Source organism: Amycolatopsis panacis, assembly GCF_003600245.1.
Lineage (GTDB): Bacteria > Actinomycetota > Actinomycetes > Mycobacteriales > Pseudonocardiaceae > Amycolatopsis > Amycolatopsis sulphurea.
On sequence record NZ_QZFV01000141.1, the window covers coordinates 1 to 18,658 of the forward strand.

The 18,658-nt window shown below is 70.1% G+C and carries 18 protein-coding genes; 7 read left to right on the forward strand and 11 right to left on the reverse strand.

The features are described 5' to 3' along the window. Window positions 1–175: 175 nt before the first annotated feature. The 5 genes from D5S19_RS29195 to tig form a co-directional block, all read right to left on the reverse strand. On the reverse strand, window positions 176–577 hold the full coding sequence (locus tag D5S19_RS29195) for a hypothetical protein (protein ID WP_233574235.1): 402 nt from the start codon (window positions 575–577) through the stop codon (window positions 176–178). A gap of 86 nt (window positions 578–663) precedes the next feature. Beyond that, on the reverse strand, window positions 664–1,959 hold the full coding sequence (clpX, locus tag D5S19_RS29200) for an ATP-dependent Clp protease ATP-binding subunit ClpX (RefSeq protein WP_120026590.1): 1,296 nt from the start codon (window positions 1,957–1,959) through the stop codon (window positions 664–666). 222 nt (window positions 1,960–2,181) lie between these two features. Then, entirely contained in the window at window positions 2,182–2,835 is a 654-nt protein-coding gene (locus D5S19_RS29205; protein ID WP_120026591.1) for an ATP-dependent Clp protease proteolytic subunit, read from the reverse strand. Window positions 2,836–2,860: 25 nt separating this feature from the next. Continuing rightward, on the reverse strand, window positions 2,861–3,466 hold the full coding sequence (locus D5S19_RS29210; RefSeq protein ID WP_120026592.1) for a ClpP family protease: 606 nt from the start codon (window positions 3,464–3,466) through the stop codon (window positions 2,861–2,863). 141 nt (window positions 3,467–3,607) lie between these two features. Further along, the gene (gene tig, locus D5S19_RS29215; RefSeq protein WP_120026593.1) at window positions 3,608–4,984 is read right to left on the reverse strand and encodes a trigger factor; all 1,377 of its coding nucleotides are present in this window, start codon (window positions 4,982–4,984) and stop codon (window positions 3,608–3,610) included. Between the two features lie 301 nt (window positions 4,985–5,285). Between tig and D5S19_RS29220 the strand changes: the two genes are divergently transcribed. Further along, window positions 5,286–6,005, forward strand: coding sequence for a fructosamine kinase family protein (locus D5S19_RS29220; RefSeq protein ID WP_233574236.1), 720 nt, complete (start codon window positions 5,286–5,288; stop codon window positions 6,003–6,005). A 4-nt stretch (window positions 6,006–6,009) separates the two neighbouring features. On the opposite strand, the gene D5S19_RS29225 is transcribed toward D5S19_RS29220, so the two are convergent. Further along, window positions 6,010–6,549 carry a hypothetical protein gene (locus tag D5S19_RS29225; RefSeq protein WP_120026594.1) on the reverse strand — a complete coding sequence of 180 codons (540 nt, stop codon included), beginning with the start codon at window positions 6,547–6,549 and terminating at the stop codon, window positions 6,010–6,012. A gap of 179 nt (window positions 6,550–6,728) precedes the next feature. Here D5S19_RS29225 and D5S19_RS29230 point away from each other — a divergent pair, with 179 nt between their 5' ends. The 5 genes from D5S19_RS29230 to D5S19_RS29250 all read left to right on the forward strand — a co-directional run bounded on the left by D5S19_RS29230 (window position 6,729) and on the right by D5S19_RS29250 (window position 14,257). Continuing rightward, window positions 6,729–8,237, forward strand: coding sequence for a sensor histidine kinase (locus D5S19_RS29230; protein ID WP_120026595.1), 1,509 nt, complete (start codon window positions 6,729–6,731; stop codon window positions 8,235–8,237). A gap of 65 nt (window positions 8,238–8,302) precedes the next feature. Beyond that, the gene (locus D5S19_RS29235) at window positions 8,303–10,153 is read left to right on the forward strand and encodes a glycosyltransferase family 39 protein (protein ID WP_120026596.1); all 1,851 of its coding nucleotides are present in this window, start codon (window positions 8,303–8,305) and stop codon (window positions 10,151–10,153) included. Window positions 10,154–10,299: 146 nt separating this feature from the next. Further along, a complete protein-coding gene (locus D5S19_RS29240; RefSeq protein ID WP_120026597.1) occupies window positions 10,300–11,586 on the forward strand; it encodes a bifunctional glycosyltransferase family 2/GtrA family protein in 1,287 nt (428 codons plus the stop codon). Continuing rightward, entirely contained in the window at window positions 11,583–13,424 is a 1,842-nt protein-coding gene (locus tag D5S19_RS29245; RefSeq protein WP_120026598.1) for a glycosyltransferase family 39 protein, read from the forward strand. Before D5S19_RS29240 ends, D5S19_RS29245 begins: the two co-directional genes overlap by 4 nt. 125 nt (window positions 13,425–13,549) lie before the next feature. Further along, window positions 13,550–14,257: a PP2C family protein-serine/threonine phosphatase gene (locus tag D5S19_RS29250; protein ID WP_120026599.1), complete on the forward strand. Its 708-nt coding sequence runs from the start codon at window positions 13,550–13,552 to the stop codon at window positions 14,255–14,257. 92 nt (window positions 14,258–14,349) lie between these two features. On the opposite strand, the gene D5S19_RS29255 is transcribed toward D5S19_RS29250, so the two are convergent. From D5S19_RS29255 to D5S19_RS29270, 4 genes are all read right to left on the reverse strand, one after another. Next, window positions 14,350–14,850 carry a DUF2127 domain-containing protein gene (locus D5S19_RS29255; RefSeq protein WP_120026600.1) on the reverse strand — a complete coding sequence of 167 codons (501 nt, stop codon included), beginning with the start codon at window positions 14,848–14,850 and terminating at the stop codon, window positions 14,350–14,352. 27 nt (window positions 14,851–14,877) lie between these two features. Then, window positions 14,878–15,288 (reverse strand): hypothetical protein, encoded by a 411-nt coding sequence (locus D5S19_RS29260; protein ID WP_098514054.1) that lies wholly within the window; start codon window positions 15,286–15,288, stop codon window positions 14,878–14,880. Further along, window positions 15,285–15,479: a zinc finger protein gene (locus D5S19_RS29265; RefSeq protein WP_120026601.1), complete on the reverse strand. Its 195-nt coding sequence runs from the start codon at window positions 15,477–15,479 to the stop codon at window positions 15,285–15,287. Before D5S19_RS29265 ends, D5S19_RS29260 begins: the two co-directional genes overlap by 4 nt. A gap of 316 nt (window positions 15,480–15,795) precedes the next feature. Continuing rightward, entirely contained in the window at window positions 15,796–16,122 is a 327-nt protein-coding gene (locus D5S19_RS29270) for a hypothetical protein (protein WP_120026602.1), read from the reverse strand. A gap of 90 nt (window positions 16,123–16,212) precedes the next feature. Between D5S19_RS29270 and D5S19_RS29275 the strand changes: the two genes are divergently transcribed. Then, window positions 16,213–16,761 (forward strand): phosphoribosyltransferase family protein, encoded by a 549-nt coding sequence (locus D5S19_RS29275; RefSeq protein WP_120026607.1) that lies wholly within the window; start codon window positions 16,213–16,215, stop codon window positions 16,759–16,761. Window positions 16,762–16,778: 17 nt separating this feature from the next. Here D5S19_RS29275 and D5S19_RS29280 read toward each other — a convergent pair whose 3' ends face one another. Beyond that, window positions 16,779–18,239: an amidohydrolase gene (locus D5S19_RS29280; protein ID WP_120026603.1), complete on the reverse strand. Its 1,461-nt coding sequence runs from the start codon at window positions 18,237–18,239 to the stop codon at window positions 16,779–16,781. Between the last annotated feature and the right edge of the window lie 419 nt (window positions 18,240–18,658).

Genomic DNA, 18,658 nt, shown 5'->3' on the forward strand with positions numbered 1-18,658 from the left:
GTGGGCGATGCGGAGGTGTGTGCGACCACCTCGTGGCGTGCGCCGGACCGGTTTCGGGTCTGTGAAGGGTCCCTTCACAGCCTCAGAGTCCGTGAAGGGACCCTTCACAGACCTCTACACCGACTTTGCCGGAACCCTGGACTCAGCGGCTGTGAAGGTGCCCTTCACAGCTCGGTCAGGAGACCCAGCGGCCGACCACGGAGACCAAGTAGAACCCCGTCATGGCGGCCAGGGCGGTGAGCATCGACCAGCGGAACCGGTGCGCGCGGGTCTCGGCGGTCCGCAGCCGGCGCAGCAGCAGGTAGGTGACCCCGAACAGCGGAATCGGCAGCAGCGGCAGCGGGGACCGCCGGGTGGCGATCGCGATCAGGCAGACGACGGTGCAGGCGGCCAGGAAGATTTCCACGGCGCGGTAGAGCCACGGGCAGCGGTTCAGAACGGACTCCACCACGCGCTCGCTGAGTTCGACGAGCCCCACCGGGGTGGCCCGCCTCGGCCCGGCGGGTTCGGGAAGTACCGCTTCAGCCGGGTTGGCGGTGTCATCCCCCGGGGGTGCGGTCAGCGGCACGGTCGTCATCCTGTCCATTATCGCGCCTGCCGCACGCACCGTGACAGCCGACTCCTGTTGAGAATCTCCGCGGGTGCCGCGGGGCGAGCCCGGCGTCAGGCCGACTTTTCGCCCCGCTCACTACGTGTGCGGCGTGAGGGCTGCCGGGCCACGATCGTGGGATTCACGTTCTCCCGGACGGTCTGCTCGGTGATCACGACCTTCGCCACGTCGTCGCGGCTCGGGATGTCGTACATCACCGGCTGGAGGACTTCCTCCATGATCGCGCGCAGGCCACGGGCGCCGGTGCCGCGCAGCACCGCCTGGTCGGCGATCGCCTCCAGCGCGGTCTGGGTGAACTCCAGCTCCACGTTGTCCAGCTCGAAGAGCTTCTTGTACTGCTTGACCAGCGCGTTGCGCGGCTGGGTGAGGATGGAGACCAGCGACTCCTTGTCCAGGTGGTTCACCGTGGCGACCACCGGGAGGCGGCCGATGAACTCCGGGATCAGGCCGAACTTGATCAGGTCCTCGGGCATCGTCTCGGAGAACACGTCGCTGCCCTCGATCTCGGCCTTGGTGCGGATCTCCGCACCGAACCCGAGGCCGCGCTTGCCGACCCGCTCGTTGATGATCTTCTCCAGCCCGGCGAACGCGCCGGCCACGATGAACAGCACGTTCGTCGTGTCGATCTGGATGAATTCCTGGTGCGGGTGCTTGCGCCCGCCCTGGGGCGGCACCGAGGCGGTGGTGCCCTCGAGGATCTTCAGCAGCGCCTGCTGCACGCCCTCGCCGGACACGTCGCGGGTGATCGACGGGTTTTCGCTCTTCCGGGCGATCTTGTCGACCTCGTCGATGTAGATGATGCCGGTCTCGGCGCGCTTGACGTCGTAGTCGGCCGCCTGGATCAGCTTGAGCAGGATGTTCTCGACGTCCTCGCCCACGTAGCCGGCCTCGGTCAGCGCGGTGGCGTCGGCGATCGCGAACGGCACGTTCAGCAGCTTCGCCAGGGTCTGCGCGAGGTAGGTCTTGCCGCAGCCGGTGGGGCCGAGCATCAGGATGTTGGACTTGGCCAGCTCGACCGGCTCGTCCTTGGAGTCCTTGGGGCCGCTCTTGTCGTCGGCCTGGATCCGCTTGTAGTGGTTGTACACCGCGACCGCGAGCGTCTTCTTCGCCTCGTCCTGGCCGATGATGTACTGCTGGAGGAACTCGTGGATGTCCGCGGGCTTGGGCAGCTCGTCGAGCTTGACCTCGCCCGCCTCGGCGAGTTCCTCCTCGATGATCTCGTTGCAGAGGTCGATGCACTCGTCGCAGATGTACACCCCGGGGCCGGCAATGAGTTTCTTCACCTGTTTCTGGCTCTTTCCGCAGAAAGAACACTTCAGCAGGTCCCCGCCGTCACCGATCCGTGCCATGGCCGTTGACCTCGTCCCCTCCGGTGCGCGGGGGTGCGCACCTGCACTCTCTCTGGCGGTCCCGGGCCCGGGGGCTCGTCCGGGCCGCACGCATTGCCACCGACGGTACCCGTCCGGAGCCGTGAGCGGGAGCACCCCGGCCGGTTGCGGGCACGTCGAAGTTCCGACAGTAGACCAGCGGGCCGGTGCGCGGCGAGGATTGCCACGCACCGGCCCGCCGGATCAGTTCGCCGAGGCCTTCCGGTACGGGAGCACCTCGTCGATCAGGCCGTAGGCCTTGGCCTCCTCGGCGGTGAGGATCTTGTCCCGCTCGATGTCGGCCTTGATCTCGTCCGGCTCCTTGTTGGTGTGCTTGGCCAGGATGACCTCCATCTGGCGCCGCACCCGCTGGATCTCGTTGGCCTGGATCTCCAGGTCCGAGACCTGCCCGTAGGTGCCCTCGGTGGCCGGCTGGTGGATCAGCACACGCGCGTTGGGCAGCGCCATGCGCTTGCCCGGCGTGCCCGCCGCCAGCAGCACCGCGGCGGCCGAGGCGGCCTGGCCGAGGCACACGGTCGAGATGTCCGGGCGGATGTACTGCATGGTGTCGTAGATCGCCATCAGCGACGTGAACGACCCGCCCGGGGAGTTGATGTAGATGCTGATGTCGCGGTCCGGGTCCTCGTGCTCGAGGTGCAGCAGCTGGGCCATCACGTCGTTGGCCGACGCGTCGTCCACCTGCACGCCCAGGAAGATCGTCCGCTCCTCGTACAGCTTGTTGTACGGGTTGGACTCCTTCACGCCGTAGCTGGTGCGCTCGACGTAGGAGGGGAGGATGTACCGCGACCGCGGGGTCTGCGGAGCCCGGAAGTCACCCGGGAGCCGGAAGTTGCTCATGATGCTCTCCTGTGTGCTTCGGGACTCAGTTGGCGGAGTTGAGGCCGCTGTCGCGGGTCAGCACGTGGTCGACGAAGCCGTAGTCCTTCGCCTCCTGCGCGGTGAACCAGCGATCGCGGTCGCCGTCCTTGATGATCTGCTCGGTGGTCTGCCCGGTCTGCTCGGCGGTGATCTTCGCCAGCTCCTGCTTCCACTTGTTGAACAGGTCGGCCTGGATCGCGATGTCCGAGGCGGTGCCGCCGACGCCCGCGGAGGGCTGGTGCATCAGGATCCGCGCGTGCGGGAGGGCGTAGCGCTTGCCGGGCGTGCCCGAGGAGAGCAGGAACTGCCCCATCGAGGCCGCCATGCCCATCGCGTAGGTCGCCACGTCCGGCTTGATGAGCTGCATGGTGTCGTAGATGGCGAACCCGGCGGTCACCGAGCCGCCCGGCGAGTTGATGTAGAACCGGATGTCCGATTCCGCGTCGTCCGCGTCGAGCAGCAGGAGCTGCGCGGTGAGCCGGTTGGCCACCTCGTCGTTGACCTCGGAACCGAGAACGACGATGCGCTCCTGGAGCAACCGCTCGAACACCGAGTCGGTGAGGGTGAGCCCCGCGGTGCCGGTCCGCCCCTCGGGCATGTGCTGCGTCACGTGTGCCTGCCTTTTCGCCGGCGCCGGCCCTGGTGCGGGCCGGTGCGCCGCTGTCGTTCTTCCGTGCTGGAATCTTGCCTTCGACCCTAACGAACTCGGGCGGTGCAGAATGCCTGACACCGCCCAAGTTCGCTTACAGCTTTACTCTGCCGGGGTCGTGACCGCTTCCTCGGTCGCGGGGGCCTGCTCGGCGTCCTCGTCGCTGCCGAACAGCTCGCTCAGGTCCACCTCGGCGCCGGAGGCGTCCTTGACGGTGGTGCCGCGCACGATGGAGGCCAACGCCTTGCCGCGGCGCACGTCCGCGTAGATCGCGGTGAGCTGGCCGGACTGCTGTGCCCGCTGCACGTACTCGTCCGGGCTGACACCGAAGCGCTGGGCCTGGTAGAGGATCCGCTCGGTGAGCTCGCCGTCGTCCACCGTGGTCTGCTCGTTGTCGGCGATGGTGTCCAGCAGCAACTGCGTGCGGACGGCCTTCTCCGACTCCTCGCGCACCTCGGTGTCGAACTCCTCGACGCTGCGGCCCTCGGCCTCCAGGGCCTCGGCGAACTTGGCCTCGTCGTGGTCGTAGGGATGCACCGCGTCGTGCTTGCGGTTCTCCACCTCGGCCTCGAGCACCTTCTCCGGGAGCGGCACCTCGGTGCGCTCGAGCAGGATGTCCAGGACCTTGTCCCGGGCCTGCACGCCCTGCTGCATCTTCTTCACCCGGCCGAGGCGCTCGCGCAGGTCCGCGCGCAGCTCCTCGATGGTGTCGAACTCGCTGGCCAGCTGGGCGAACTCGTCGTCGGCCTCGGGCAGCTCGCGCTGCTTGACCGACTGCACGGTCACCGTGACCTCGGCGTCCTGCCCGGCGTACTCGCCGGCCACCAGCTTGGTGGTGAAGGTCTTGCTCTCGCCGGCGTTCGCGCCGATGATCGCCTCGTCGATGCCGTCCACGAGCTGGCCGGAGCCGATCTCGTAGGACAGGCCGCTGGTCGTGGCCTCCTCGACCGGGGCGCCGTCCACCGTGGCGGACAGGTCGACCGAGACGAAGTCGCCGTTCTCGGCCGCGCGCTCGACGCCGGTCAGCGTGCCGAACCGGGCACGCAGCTCGTCGAGCTGCTCGGCGACCTCCTCGTCGGTGGTCTCGACGTCGTCGACGCTGATCTCCAGGCCCGCGAGATCGGGCAGCTCGATGGCCGGCCGCACGTCGACCTCGGCGCTGAACTCCAGCACGTCGCGGTCTTCGAGCCTGGTCACCTCGAACTCGGGCTGGCCCAGCGTGCGCACCTCGCCGGCCCGGACGGCCTCGATGTACTTGGCCGGGATGGCCTCGTTGACGACCTCGTCGAGCACCGGCGCGCGGCCGATCCGGCTTTCCAGGACGCGAGCGGGCGCCTTGCCGGGCCGGAAACCCGGAATGCGCACCTGCTGGGCGATCTTGCGGTAGGCGCGATCGAAGTTCGGCTTGAGCTCGTCGAACGGCACCTCGACATTGATCTTCACTCGCGTCGGGCTGAGCTGCTCGACGGTGCTCTTCAAGGTCTTCTCCTCGAGCGGTAAAAGATATGGGTGAGAACGTCCCTCGGGACGGCCCCGGTCACCTGCTGACCGGGACATCCGAGTCTAGGCCAGCGGTGTGACGTCACCGGCCCGGGGGCCTTCGCGCCCCCGCCCGTCCAGCGGCCGGGAGCGGCCGCGGCGGTAGCGTCCGGGCGTGGTTTCCCGGCAGCGCCCCGAAGAACCCGCCGAAGCGGCCGCGCGGCTCACCGGCCGGACGGTCGCCCGCGGCGGGCACAGTGGCACGCTCAGTGCGCTGGCCATGACCGATGGTGACACCTTGATGGTGAAGCACGCGCCGGGTGCCGCAGCCGCCGAGGCCGCCGGATTGCGCTGGCTCGCGGACGCGGGTGCGGTGGCGGTCCCGCGTGTACACGGCGCCGACGCGGACTGGCTCGTAATAGACGTCGTCGAGACGTCTTCGCCGACGGTCGCCGCCGCGGAGGCCTTCGGCCGTGGGCTTGCCGCGCTGCACAACGCGGGTGCACCGTCGTTCGGCGCGCCTCCCCCGGGCGGCCCAGTGCACGCGTGGATCGGGCTCGCGCCGATGCAGAACGTACGTGGGGACAGCTGGCCGCAGTGGTACGCCGAGCACCGCGTGCTGCCGTACGCGCGCGCGGCGGTTGATTCCGGCGTACTGAGCGCTTCGGAAGCGACAGTGCTCGAACGAGCCTGCGCGCGGTTCCCTGAGACGACCGAAGCGCCAGCCCGGCTGCACGGTGATCTGTGGAACGGCAACGTGCTGTGGGGCGAGCGCGGTGCGGTCCTCATCGACCCGGCGGCGCATGGCGGGCACCGCGAGACCGATCTGGCGATGCTGTACCTGTTCGGTAGCCCGCACCTGGACCGGATCGTCGCCGCGTACGACGAAACGGCGCCGCTGGCTGACGGTTACCGCGAACGGATCCCGATGCACCAGCTGTTCCCGCTACTGGTGCACACTGTCCTATTCGGCCGGTCATACGCCGCGCAGGCGCTGTCCACAGCGCGGTCTGTCGGCTGAATACTCAGCCGCCGTCCATGCCGGAGCCCGCTTCGGTGACCGACGTCGCGGTGGCGGTGCTGCCGCTTTCCGTCGCCACGACGGTGACGCTCTCACCCTTCGTGATGCCGGTGACCGTGGCCGAGTCGATCGTGTAGGTCTTGGTGAACCCGTCGGTACTCTTCGTGGTCAAGGACGTGCTGCTCAGCTCGGTGACCTCGCCCGTCTGCAGGAACTTCGTCACGTATGTCCCGTTGTCGGAGGTCACGAACTCGCCGTGCAGGGCAGAGCCGAGCCCGGCCCCTCCCCCAGGCCCGCCGACGCCGCCCGGCTGCCCGCCGGGACCGGCCTGGCCACCGCCGGCGGTGCCCGACGAGGAGGACGAGGTCCCGGCCCACACCGCCGCACCGCCACCGGCGACGATCACCACGGCCACCCCGCCGGCGATCCATTTCGACCGTGCGGAACGGGGTTTCGGCGCGGGAGAGGCCGGCGGCGCGGCTCCCCATTCGGCGGCGGGCTGCTGCGAAGCGGCCGGTTCGGGATTGCGGTTCGGGGCGGTCATGGTGACTCCTGCGTTCGGTGGACGGTTCGGCTCCCACCGTGGCGACGTCGCCTGTGGCGGCACTGTGGAATCGGTCAGCCGGCGCTGTGACCGGCTTTCCGGACACTCCCGACGGACCGCACAGCGGACTCACAGGCAGCACACATCGCAGCCACACCGACTCCTCGCACGCTCAGGGTATGGAACTTCGCGCGAAGCTCGCGGCCTCCCGGTTCGGGCGGCTTTCGCTGCGCGTGAAGCTGATCGTGTCGATCGTGCTGCTGCTGTCACTCGTGTGCCTGGTGATCGGTGTCGTGAGCGAGTTCGCGCTACGCGCGTTCCTCCTCTCTCAGACCGACGGCCAGCTGTACGCGGCGGCAACCCGTGCCGAGGAGTTCGCCACGCACGACAGCCCGCTCGGGGGACATAACCCGTTGGACGCCCCTGGGCAAGGCGCGGGCACCGTCAACGTGCAGCTTTCCGGCGGACAGCTGGTGAACGGCGGCGCCCTGTCGACGTACGGCGAACGCATCACGCTGACTTCGGACGAGCTGGCCGTACTACAGAGCCTTCCTCCGAACGGACACGCGTACACACGCGCGCTCGGCGACCGTGGTGACTATCGGCTGACCGCGATGCAGATCCCCGGCAGCGTGGTCGTAACCGGGGTACCGCTGGCCCAAATGCAGCAAACGCTGTTCACGGTCGGGCTGATTCTGTTCGGTGTCGCTGCGGCCGGTGTGACCGGTGCGGCGTTCGTGGGGGCTTTCGCAGTGCGTCGCACGCTTCGCCCGCTCGACCGGGTGGCTGCGACTGCTTCGCAGGTGTCGGAGCTGCCGCTGGACCGTGGCGACGTCGACCTGTCTGTACGAGTACCGGCCCCGTACACCGACCCACGGACCGAAGTGGGCCAGGTCGGTGCGGCGCTCAATCTCATGCTCGGGCACATCTCGTCTGCGCTGGAGGCGCGTCATTCGAGCGAACTGCGAGCCCGCCAGTTCGTCGCGGACGCGAGCCATGAGCTGCGTACGCCGCTCGCGGCCATCCGTGGCTACGCCGAGCTGGCCGGACGAGGCCGCGCGCTGGTACCGCCGGACGTCGCGCGGTCCATGACCCGCATCGAGTCCGAGGCGGACCGGATGACGACGCTCGTCGAGGACCTGCTGCTTCTCGCACGGCTGGATGCCGGACGCCCGCTCGATGTCACCGAAATCGATCTGGCACGGCTTGTCGCGGACGCTGTCGGCGACGCTCACGTCGCCGGGCCGAAGCATCACTGGCAGCTGTCGCTACCTGACGCACCAGTGCTCGTACTCGGTGATGTACAGCGGCTACATCAGGTGCTGGCCAACCTGCTCGCCAACGCGCGCGTACACACTCCGCCCGGCACGACAGTGGTCACCGCGCTCACGCAGTCAGCAGATGGCAACGCCGTCGTGACGGTGACCGACAACGGCCCGGGGATCCCACCGCACCTGCTCCCGGAAGTCTTCGAACGCTTCGCGCGCGGGGACTCGTCGCGTTCCCGTGCAGCCGGATCCACCGGGCTCGGTATGGCCATCGCCGCCGCAGTCCTCGTCGCGCACCACGGCACCATCGAGGTCCACAGTCGACCCGGGCGTACCGAATTCGCCGTCCGGCTGCCGATAGCTGTACCCGCACAGCGCCGGGTAACCACTGAAAAGACCACGCGGCGACTAGAGGCGTGAAGCCGCACAGCGGGCGCACAGGCCGGACATACCACCGCCCCAGGTCGTACCTGAAATCTGACCGTATGACCGCAGTCGCCACCCCCGAAGCACCGCCAAACAGCCCCGCCGCGCCACGGCGAGAACCGCGGTGGATGCGTCTGTCCCTCGTCGCGCTCCTCGCCGCCACCGCTGCGCTGTACGCGTGGGACCTGAGTGCTTCCGGCTGGGCCAACTCCTTCTACTCCGCTGCCGCACAAGCGGGATCACAAAGCTGGAAGGCACTGTTCTTCGGCTCCAGCGACGCAGCCAACGGCATCACCGTGGACAAGACCCCGGCTGCTTTGTGGGTGATGAGCCTCTCCGCACGGCTGTTCGGCGTGAACAGCTGGAGCATCCTCGTACCGCAAGCACTGATGGGTGTGGGCGCGACCTGGCTGACGTACGCGACCGTACGGCGCGCTTCCGGCGCTGCTGCCGGGCTACTCGCGGGCACCGTGTTGACCCTCACTCCCGCGGCAGCGCTGATCTTCCGTTTCAACAACCCGGACGCGCTGCTCGTACTTCTCCTCGTAGCTGCGGCCTACTGCACCGTACGAGCCATCGAGAAGGCCAGCCCGAAATGGCTCGTCCTGGCCGGTGTGGCCGTCGGCTTCGGATTCCTGGCGAAGATGCTGCAAACATTCCTGGTGGTGCCCGGGTTCGCGCTCGCTTATCTCGTCGCCGCGCCCACAGGACTCGGAAAACGCCTGCTGCACCTGCTTTCCGCAGCGGTCGCCCTGGTCGTCTCCGCGGGCTGGTACCTCGCCGTGGTCGCGCTCTGGCCCGCCGCGGACCGGCCCTACATCGGCGGCTCGCAGAACAACAGCTTTCTCGAATTGACCTTGGGCTACAACGGTTTCGGCCGGATCACCGGCGACGAGACCGGCAGCGTCGGCGGTGGTGCCGGCGGCGGCTGGGGCAGCACCGGACTGTTCCGGCTGTTCGGCAGCGAGATGGCGGGCGGGATCGCGTGGCTGCTGCCTGCCGCCGTACTCGCGCTGGGCGCCGGACTGTGGTTCACCCGCCGCGCGCCGCGGACCGACCGCAGCCGTGCGGCCCTGCTGATCTGGGGTGGCTGGCTGATCGTCACCGCTGCCGTGTTCAGCTTCATGGGCGGCATCATCCATCCGTACTACACCGTCGCGCTCGCCCCGGCGATAGCCGCACTCGTCGGTACCGCCATCGTCCAGCTGTGGCGGCTACGCAACGACCCCGTCGCCTCGGGCCTGCTCAGCGGCGGGCTCGCCTTGAGCGCCGTGACGATGTACGTGCTGCTGTTGCGCGAATCGTCGTGGCTGCCCTGGCTCGCCCCCACTGTGCTCATCATCGGGTTGTTCTCCGCAGTGGCGCTGTTTTTCTCCAGTCACCTCAGTCGCGTCGCTGCGCGATCCCTTGCCGTCGTGGGGCTTGTCGCGCTGCTCGCGGGCACCGGCGCGTACACCGTCGCGACGGCGGCGACCCCGCATAGAGGCGCGATTCCTTCTGCAGGGCCAGCTTCCAATCGCGGCATGCCCGGCGGCGGACCTGCCGGCGGGCTGCTCGGCACCTCGTCACCTGGGACAGCGCTCACCGCGCTACTGACCCAGAACACCGGAAAGTACACCTGGGCAGCTGCCACAGTCGGTTCCAACAACGCAGCCGGCTATCAGCTCGCGAGTGGGCAACCCGTGCTTGCTGTGGGCGGATTCAACGGTACTGACCCGTATCCGACGCTGGAACAGTTCCAGCAGTACGTCCACGACGGGAAGATCCACTACTTCCTCGGCGAAGGGATGACCATGTTCGGCGGCAACAGCAGTGGCAGTGATCTGTCCCAGCAGATCGTCGACTGGGTCGCGGCGAACTACCAATCGACCACAGTGGACGGTGTCGTGGTGTACGACCTGACCCCCTGATCCTGCCTACACCGAACCCCTGGACAACCCGGGTTGTCCAGGGGTTTCGCCCTGCCCGGCGAAGCCAATCGATGTGTGACAGACCCACAGCACTCGCACAGGGACGCCACAACGTCGCCAAAGCCCCACAGACGACGGTGAACGCCATGAACGCCACCGCCCCCTCCCGCAGCAGCGCCGGCGACGTGCCCGCACCGCGGCCCGGGACGACCCCGGTCGGCCTCGGCGGCCCACAACCCGTGCTCGACGTCGTCATCCCGGTCTACAACGAAGAAGCCGACCTCGAACCGTGTATCCGCCGCCTGCATGCCTATCTGGCCGAGCGAATCGGCTACCCGTACCGGATCACCGTCGCGGACAACGCGAGCACCGACCGCACGTTGCAGGTCGCCGAACGACTCGCCCGTGAGTTCCCCGAAGTCGAAGTACACCACCTCGACGAGAAGGGCCGCGGACGCGCCCTTCGCGCGGTCTGGTCCGCTTCGGACGCAGCTGTGCTCGCGTACATGGACGTCGACCTGTCGACGGACCTAGCCGCACTCGGCCCGCTCGTCGCACCGCTGCTGTCCGGACATTCCGACGTCGCGATCGGCAGCCGCCTCGCGCGTGGCGCCCGCGTCGTACGCGGACCAAAGCGTGAGTTCATCTCGCGCTGCTACAACCTGATCCTTCGCGGCGCACTCGCCGCGCGGTTCTCCGACGCACAGTGCGGCTTCAAGGCGATTCGCGCGGACGTCGCACACCGCCTGCTGCCGCACGTACAGGACACCGGGTGGTTCTTCGACACCGAACTGCTCGTGCTCGCCCAGCGCGCCGGGTTGCGGATCCACGAGGTACCCGTGGATTGGGTCGACGACCCGAACTCTTCGGTCAACCTCGTCGCCACCGCGACCGCCGACCTCAAAGGCCTCGTACGCATCACACGCGCGACCTTCACCGGGCAGATCCCGGTACACCGGCTGCGGGAGCAGCTCGGCCGGGAACCGATCGGAGTGGAAGCGCCCGGCGTGTCCCCCAGCCTCGTCAAGCAGCTCGTCCGGTTCGCCGCGGTCGGCGTCGCCAGCACCGCCGCCTACCTGCTGCTGTTCCTGCTCCTGCGCACCATGGTGGGCGCGCAGGCAGCGAACTTCACCGCGTTGCTGGTGACGGCGATCGCGAACACCGCGGTCAACCGCCGGGTGACCTTCGGCGTACGCGGCCGCGCCGGAGCCGGACGGCACCAGTTCGAAGGCCTGATCGTGTTCGGCCTCGGGCTCGTGCTCACCAGTGGTTCCCTCGCGCTGCTCAACCACGCCACGCATCCCGGAATCGTCCTGGAGACCACCGTTCTCGTGCTGGCGAACCTCGCCGCCACGGTGCTCCGCTTTCTGCTGCTGCGCGGCTGGGTCTTCAACCCCCGCCGTCGCCGCACCGCCCCCGAGGAGTCCCGATGACGGCCCTGTCCGCCCGACCTGCCACTCCGCAGGCGCGGGATCCGCAGCACAGCAAGGAGAATTCGCCACTGTGGGTGCGCCCGGCGGCGCTCGGGCTACTGGCGCTCACGGCGGTGCTGTACTTCTGGGACCTCACCGCCTCGGGGTACGGCAACTCGTTCTACGCCGCCGCAGTGCAATCCGGCGCGCAGAACGTGGAGGCATGGCTCTTCGGCTCCCTCGACCCGGGCAACGTGCTCACTGTCGACAAACCGCCTGCCGCGCTGTGGGTGGGCACGGCGTTCGCCCGGATCTTCGGCTTCTCCAGCTTCACCGTGCTCGCCCCGCAGGCGCTCATGGGCGTCGCCTCGGTCGGGCTGCTGTATCTGACCGTGCGCCGGGTTTCCGGTCCGGTGCCCGGACTGCTGGCCGGTGCCGCACTCGCGCTGACCCCGGTGGCCGCGTTGATGTTCCGGTTCAACAACCCGGACGCGCTGCTCGTGCTGCTGCTGATCGCGGCCGCCTATTGCACCGTCCGCGCGATCGAGAAGGCGAGCCCGAAGTGGCTGGTGTTCGCCGGGGTCGCGGTCGGCTTCGGCTTCCTGGCCAAGATGATGCAGGCGTTCCTGGTGCTGCCCGCGTTCGCGCTGGCCTATCTCGTGGCCGCCCCCACCTCGCTCCGCAAACGCTTGCTGCACCTGCTCGCCGCGGCCGGCGCGCTGATCGTCTCCGCGGGCTGGTTCGTCGCACTGGTCGAGCTGTGGCCTGCCGCGTCCCGGCCCTACATCGGCGGTTCCACCGGGAACAGCCTGCTGGAGCTGGCGCTGGGCTACAACGGCCTCGGCCGGATCTTCGGCGGCGAAGGCAACGGCGGGGGCGGCGGATTCGGGGGCGGCGGCGGGAACACGATGTTCGGCGGCGCCTCCGGGCTGGGCCGGATGTTCGGCGAGAGCTTCGGCACCGAGATCTCCTGGCTGCTGCCCGCCGCGCTGCTCGGCCTGGTGGCCGGGCTGTGGTTCACCCGCCGGGCGGCGCGCACCGACCGTACCCGCGCGTCGCTGCTGATCTGGGGTGGCTGGCTGCTGGTGACCGGATTGGTGTTCAGCTTCATGGGCGGCACCATCCACCCGTACTACGCGGTGCAGCTCGCGCCGGCGATCGCCGCGCTGGTCGCGATTTCCGGGCACGCGCTGTGGCGCGGCCGCGCACACCTCGTCCCGCGCGTGCTGCTGGGCTCGATGATCGCCGTGACCGCGGTGTGGGACTACATCCTGCTGGACCGCACCTCGACGTGGCTTCCGGTGCTGCGCTGGGTGATCGTGGCGCTCGGGCTGATCGTCGCCACGCTCGTGGTGGTCGGCCTGCCCCGGATCCGCACGCTGATCGCAGGCGTCGCGGTGGCCACGGTGGTCACCCTCGGCGCGGGCACTGCCGCCTACGGCGTGGAGACGGTTTCGTTGCCACACAGCGGTTCCATCCCGACCTCCGGCCCGGAGACCAGTGGCATGGGCCGGATGGGCGGCGGCGAGATGGAGCAGACGAGCAGCGCGCTCGGCACGCTGCTCGCCCAGACCACCACCACGTGGGCCGCGGCGACCATCAGTTCGCAATCCGCGGCCGACCTGGAATTGGCCAGTGGCAAGGGCGTGATCGGGATCGGCGGCTGGTCGGGCAGCGACCCGGCACCCACGCTGGCGCAGTTCCAGCAGTACGTGGCCGCCGGCAAGATCTCGTACTACGTGGACGGCGGACGCGGCGGTGGCCCGGGTGGCGGATCGAGCGAGATCGGCGACTGGGTCGCGGCGCACTTCACCGCGACCACGGTGGGCGGGCAGACCGTGTACAAGCTGATCTCCTGACCGTCTTTCCGGGGTGTGTCCGGAAAGACAGCCGCAAGATCGGGAATCCTCAGCCTGTTCCCAGGAACGGAGCGCATTCTGGGTGCAGGCGAGGGTTCCCCCTCAGAGAAGTCGGGGAGGTCATCATGACCGGATTTCCACCGTGGCACACCGCCAGCGAGCGAGGGCCACGCGAACGCAACGCGGACGCCGTGAGCGCCTACGCCGCGGCCGGCGCCCCCGGGATCACGTTCGCGCTCGCCGACGGGGTCGGGGACGATCCCGCGGCGGGCCTGGCCGCGCGGACCGCGGCGACGGCAGCGGCACGCACCCCGGTGGCGGACGGGCCGGCCGCCGCGATCCTGAACGGCCAGCGGGCCTTGCAGAAGGTGGGCGGCACCGGCGACGCGGTGATGGTCGTCGCGATGCCGTTCGAGGGCGGCTACCGGATTGCCTGGGTCGGCGACTCCCGGGCGTACGGCTGGGACGGCCACATGATCCGCAAGCTGACCGAGGACCACACCATGGCCGAGTACTTCCGCCGGCGGCGGCAGCCTTACACGCCGCGGATGGAGCACGTGGTCACCACGAGCGTGCGCACCACCCGGCCGGACGAGATCGGCACCACCGAGGTGATCGGCGGCGGTCTGCTGCTGACCAGCGACGGCGTGCACAAGGTCCTTCCGCCGTCCACGATCGACGCGATCCTGGCCGATCCGTCCCGCGGCGCGGCCGCGCTGGTGGCCGCGGCGATCGAGCTGGGCGGCCGGGACAACGCGACCGCGCTGTTCGTGGAACCGCCCGCGGCGGACCCGGCCGTGATCGCGACGGAACCATTTCGCACGGCCGCCTGAGGCCCGCTGAGCGCTCGGCCGCTCCGTGACCGTGCGCGGAGATCTCCGCGCACGGTCACGAAATGCCGATGCCGATCACGCGGACACCGGTGTCAGGCCGCTGCCCGCTCCCGGCGGAGCTGCCGGTATTCCCGGTACACCAGCACGATGATCAGCGCGTCCACGGCGGCGAAGAACGGCAGCGCGATCGAGCCGGTCTCGATCGCGCGGTAGATCTCGTAGGCCACGAACGCGGCCAGCACCAGCATCGCGACCGGGTAGGCCCGCAGCCACTTCCGGGCCAGCGCCCACACCAGGCCGAGCTTGACCACGCCGTGCGCCAGCAGGTACACCACCGCGAACGTCTTCGTGCCGCCCGCGGCGAAATGCTCGGCGGCGAGTTCGAGGTGCCGGGCCAGCGTGCCGGACGGATCGCCGAGCAGATCGCGGGTGATCACCGCATGCGCGAACCCGGTCACCACCGTGGCCGGGACGAAGATCAGGATCAGTGCGCCGGCCAGCTGGAGGGCGCCGTCCAGCCCCTTCAGCGCGATCGCGATCCGGAAGAGCCGCTCCGTGGTGCGGGACACCTTCGCCGGCGGTTTCTCGCTCATCCCTCCAGCAAACCGGAAAACCGCCGGTCACGCTCGTCGTCCCGGTTCGGCGCAGGCCGGGCACCGCTCGTGCCGGGCGGTGCGGCCGGCCGGGTCCCGGCCGTAGAACGGGAAACAGGCCGCCCCGCACAGCGCCAGGAAGATCGGCCCGCACCGCAGCGGCCGGGGGCCGACCTGATGTACCACGCCGAGCGCCCGCTGCCGGGTGCCCGCCTCCGGGAGCCAGCCGTGCGCGGGCAACGTGGCCAGTACCGCGGTGTTGAGCTCGTCGGCCCGTTCGACCAGCGCGCCGCCCAGGTCGAGCAGCCGCTCACCGAGGTCTCGCAGCACGTCCGGGCGGGGTGCCTGCTCGTCCACCGAGCGGGTCAGGAAGGCCAGCTCGGTGGCCAGCGAGACCTGCAGGTCTCGGATGCGCGCGAGCAGCCGGAGGTCGTTCATACCCGGCTCAGCCACACTGCGTTGCACTCGGCACAGGTCGGATCGAACCAATGCCCGCCAAGCTGCGGAACGTCGCTGCACGCCACCGTCACCTCCGCCCCGCACAAGGCCACGAAGCTCTCGTCGGGCCGCGGCGGGAACGGCCCCTCCAGCGCGTGCCGCTTTCCCTCCGCCTGCTGCCATCGATACACCGGATTTCCTCCCCTGGACTGCGGAAGGCCATTCCGGCTGTCCACCGGTGCCGACGCAAGTCCCGGTCCGGGTGATCACGGCCGAGCACGAATCCCCCGGCAGACCTGCGGAATCCGCGGCGAAATCCCGGGGCGATACCGGGATTCCCGCCCCCGGGCCGCCGGCTCGTGCACCGGCGTCCGGACGGGTGTCACCGGATGTCGACGCGAGCAGCACGCGGAATCGGCACCGGGCCGCCGCACGGCGGATTCCCGGCCGGAACCGCCGTGGTCACGGCCCCGGCGGGCGCCGCAAGCGGCTTGCGTCCGGCCCGAACTAGCCTTGAGTGCGGGACACCAGCAGCTCCAGCCCCGGCCCGCTCAGCTCCCCGGTCGCCGCGCGGTGGCCGGCCAAGGCCATCAGGAGGGCTTCGGCCGGGCCGCGGACCTCGGCACCCTTCCCGGTCGACCAGTCCAGGTCGGTGGCGATCACGTGCAGGCCGGGCAGCCTGCGGGCGGCGCCGACCGGCACGGCGAACCGCAGTGCGCGCAGGGCGGCCTGCAGTCGCTCCGGCGGGATGGTGCGGGGCAACCCCAGCGGACGGCGGATGTCCCGATCCTCCGCACCGTCACCGGAGATGCTCGGTAAACGCGCACCCACCATATGTCCACTGTGGACAACCATCGCGCCGGAGAGAGGGCTCCGGCCGAAATTCGCTCGCCACCGCTACCGGCGTGGGCGACCATCGAAGGCATGCGTACCAGCACCGTGGCGGATCGGATCCGCGAAGCCACCGTCGTGCTCGGGGACCGGATGGACCACGGCCGCTACCCCGACCCGGCGAGCTGGTGGCGTGTGCCCGGATTGCTGGCCGACCTGGGTCCCGCCCTGGCCGAGCTGTTCGCCGACGAGCGGCCGGACGTGGTCCTCGGCCCGGAATCGCGCGGCTGTCTCCTCGGCCCGCTGGTCGCGGTCGCACTCGGCGCCGGTTTCGTGGAGCTGCGCAAGAACCGCCGCCCGGTCTCGGACTCGGACCCCTGGCGGCACCGCACGTCCGCACCGGACTACCGCGACCGCCACTTGACCCTCGGCTTCCGCCGTCGCCTCGTCTCCGGCGGAAACCGGGTGCTGCTGGTCGACGACTGGATCGAGACCGGTGGCCAGGCGAGCGCCGCCCGGTCGCTGGTCGCCGAGGCCGGCGCGACCTGGCTCGGCACCGCGGTGATCGTGGACGGCCTGCGCAGCAACGAACCTCGCCGCAGGCTGGGTGTGCGGTCGCTGGTGCACGTGCGGGATCTGTAACCGGTTCAGCGGCGGATTCACGCCAGGTGCACCGGTTTCCCGGCGACGATCGTCGCGGAGACCGGCAGCTCGCGCAGCTGCGCCGGGGACAGCCCGCTCGGGTCGGCCGCGGTGACCACGAGGTCGGCCACGTCGCCCACCGCGATGCCCCGGCGTCCGCCCGCGGCCGCGGCGAGCGCGTCCTCCAGTGGGATGGCCTGCTCCGGATGCCACGGCGGCCGGTCGTCGTCGGTGCGGCCGACCGCCGCGGCGATCCCGTCCCACGGGTCCAGCGGCGCGACCGGGGCGTCCGAACCGATTTCCAGCCGGGCACCGGCCTCCAGCAAGGCGCGATACGGGTAGGCCCGCTCGGTCCGGCCCGGCCAGTGCCGATCGGCGACGTCCCGGTCGTCGGGCTGGTGTGCCGGCTGCACACCCGCGGTGAGGCCGAGCGCGGCGAACCGTGGCACGTCCTCGGGCCGCAACAGCTGGGCGTGCTCGATCCGGCCGCCACAACCGGCCTCGGCGAACGCATCGAGCGTCACCGTGTTCGCCCGATCGCCGATCGCGTGCACGGCCGGGGTCAGCCCGTGCGCCGAAGCGCGGCGCAGCAACGGCACCAGCTCGTCGTGCGGCAGTTCGAGCAGCCCGGTCCCGCCGTCTTCGGGATACGGCTCGTGGCAGCAGGCGGTGCGGGTGTTGAGCGAACCGTCGGCGAACAGCTTGAACGGGCCGACAGTGAGCAGCCCGTTCCCGGCTTCGAGGACGTCGCCGGTGCGGTGCCCGCATGCGATGGCATGGTCCAGCAGATACCGGGCGATCACGCAGGAAATCCGCAGGAGCGGCGGCTTTTGGGCGGCCCGCCGTGTCCAGTCCGCGACGGTGTCGGCGTATTCGTAGTCGACCACCCCGGTCACCCCGCGCCCGGCCGCCGCGGCAAGGGCCTCGGCGACCGCCCGGTCCTCCTCGGCCACGGACGCCGAAGGCAGTGCCGCGGTGGCGCTCATGCAGTCGTTCTCCAGCAGCACTCCGGTCGGATGGTCCCGGCCGATCAGCCGCAGCGCCGCCGGGCTCAGCCACAGCGTGTGCAGATCCGCACTGAACAACGCGACCGCCCGGCCCGGCAGCGCGCGTTCCAGCAGCTGCTTGTGCGGCCGGTCCGGCCACAGCCCGTCGCGGAATCCGGCCCCCACGACCAGTTCGCCCGGCCGCCCCGGCGCGGCGAGCAGCCGCGCCATCAGCAACTCCACCGCGGCCGTCGCGGACCGCGCGGCCCCCAGCGGGATCCGCCGCCGGAAACCCGACCACTGCGTCAGATGGGCGTGCGCGTCCACCAGCCCCGGCAGGAGCGTGCCACCGTGCCCGTCGACCATCCGGGCGGCGAACCCGGATCCGGCACCGGGTTCCTCGATCGCGGTGATCACCCCGTCGCGGACCCGCACCTCGGCCAGCGGCCCGCGCAACCCGACCCGCACCCGGCGGAGGAGAAGATCGTCCATCCGCCCAGCCTGCCAGCAGCGTGCCGGGCGGGGAAGACGGCGAACGGTGAGTCCACAGAGGACTCACCGACCGGGTCGGCCGGCCAGGAACGGAGCCGGATCGGCGATCACCCGGTGGATCGTGCGGCCCGCGGCGCCGAGGGTGGCGGCCGGCGGCGCGCAGTACTCGGCGTGCCGAACGTCCGCGGCGCCACGCTGTTCCGCGCGACCTGTACCGCCTGAGCCTGCCTGTCCAGCTGTGAAGGGACCCTTCACGGACTCTCGGGCCAGGGCCCCGGCAAAGTTGGTCGGGGGCCCGGCAGCGGGCGATGCGGAGGTGTGTGTGCGACCACCTCGTGGCGTGCGCCGGACCGGTTTCGGGTCCGTGAAGGGACCCTTCACGGACTCAGAGTCCGTGAAGGGTCCCTTCACGGACCTCC

Coding starts and splice junctions, on each gene's coding strand:
- D5S19_RS29255 (WP_120026600.1), bottom strand. CDS start 14,850: ATGAGCGAGAAACCGCCGGCGAAGGTGTCCCGCACCACGGAGCGGCTC.
- clpX (WP_120026590.1), bottom strand. CDS start 1,959: ATGGCACGGATCGGTGACGGCGGGGACCTGCTGAAGTGTTCTTTCTGC.
- D5S19_RS29235 (WP_120026596.1), top strand. CDS start 8,303: ATGACCGCAGTCGCCACCCCCGAAGCACCGCCAAACAGCCCCGCCGCG.
- D5S19_RS29240 (WP_120026597.1), top strand. CDS start 10,300: ATGAACGCCACCGCCCCCTCCCGCAGCAGCGCCGGCGACGTGCCCGCA.
- D5S19_RS29270 (WP_120026602.1), bottom strand. CDS start 16,122: ATGGTGGGTGCGCGTTTACCGAGCATCTCCGGTGACGGTGCGGAGGAT.
- D5S19_RS29250 (WP_120026599.1), top strand. CDS start 13,550: ATGACCGGATTTCCACCGTGGCACACCGCCAGCGAGCGAGGGCCACGC.
- D5S19_RS29260 (WP_098514054.1), bottom strand. CDS start 15,288: ATGAACGACCTCCGGCTGCTCGCGCGCATCCGAGACCTGCAGGTCTCG.
- D5S19_RS29275 (WP_120026607.1), top strand. CDS start 16,213: ATGCGTACCAGCACCGTGGCGGATCGGATCCGCGAAGCCACCGTCGTG.
- D5S19_RS29195 (WP_233574235.1), bottom strand. CDS start 577: ATGACGACCGTGCCGCTGACCGCACCCCCGGGGGATGACACCGCCAAC.
- D5S19_RS29205 (WP_120026591.1), bottom strand. CDS start 2,835: ATGAGCAACTTCCGGCTCCCGGGTGACTTCCGGGCTCCGCAGACCCCG.
- D5S19_RS29245 (WP_120026598.1), top strand. CDS start 11,583: ATGACGGCCCTGTCCGCCCGACCTGCCACTCCGCAGGCGCGGGATCCG.
- D5S19_RS29280 (WP_120026603.1), bottom strand. CDS start 18,239: ATGGACGATCTTCTCCTCCGCCGGGTGCGGGTCGGGTTGCGCGGGCCG.
- D5S19_RS29225 (WP_120026594.1), bottom strand. CDS start 6,549: ATGACCGCCCCGAACCGCAATCCCGAACCGGCCGCTTCGCAGCAGCCC.
- D5S19_RS29220 (WP_233574236.1), top strand. CDS start 5,286: ATGGTGAAGCACGCGCCGGGTGCCGCAGCCGCCGAGGCCGCCGGATTG.
- D5S19_RS29230 (WP_120026595.1), top strand. CDS start 6,729: ATGGAACTTCGCGCGAAGCTCGCGGCCTCCCGGTTCGGGCGGCTTTCG.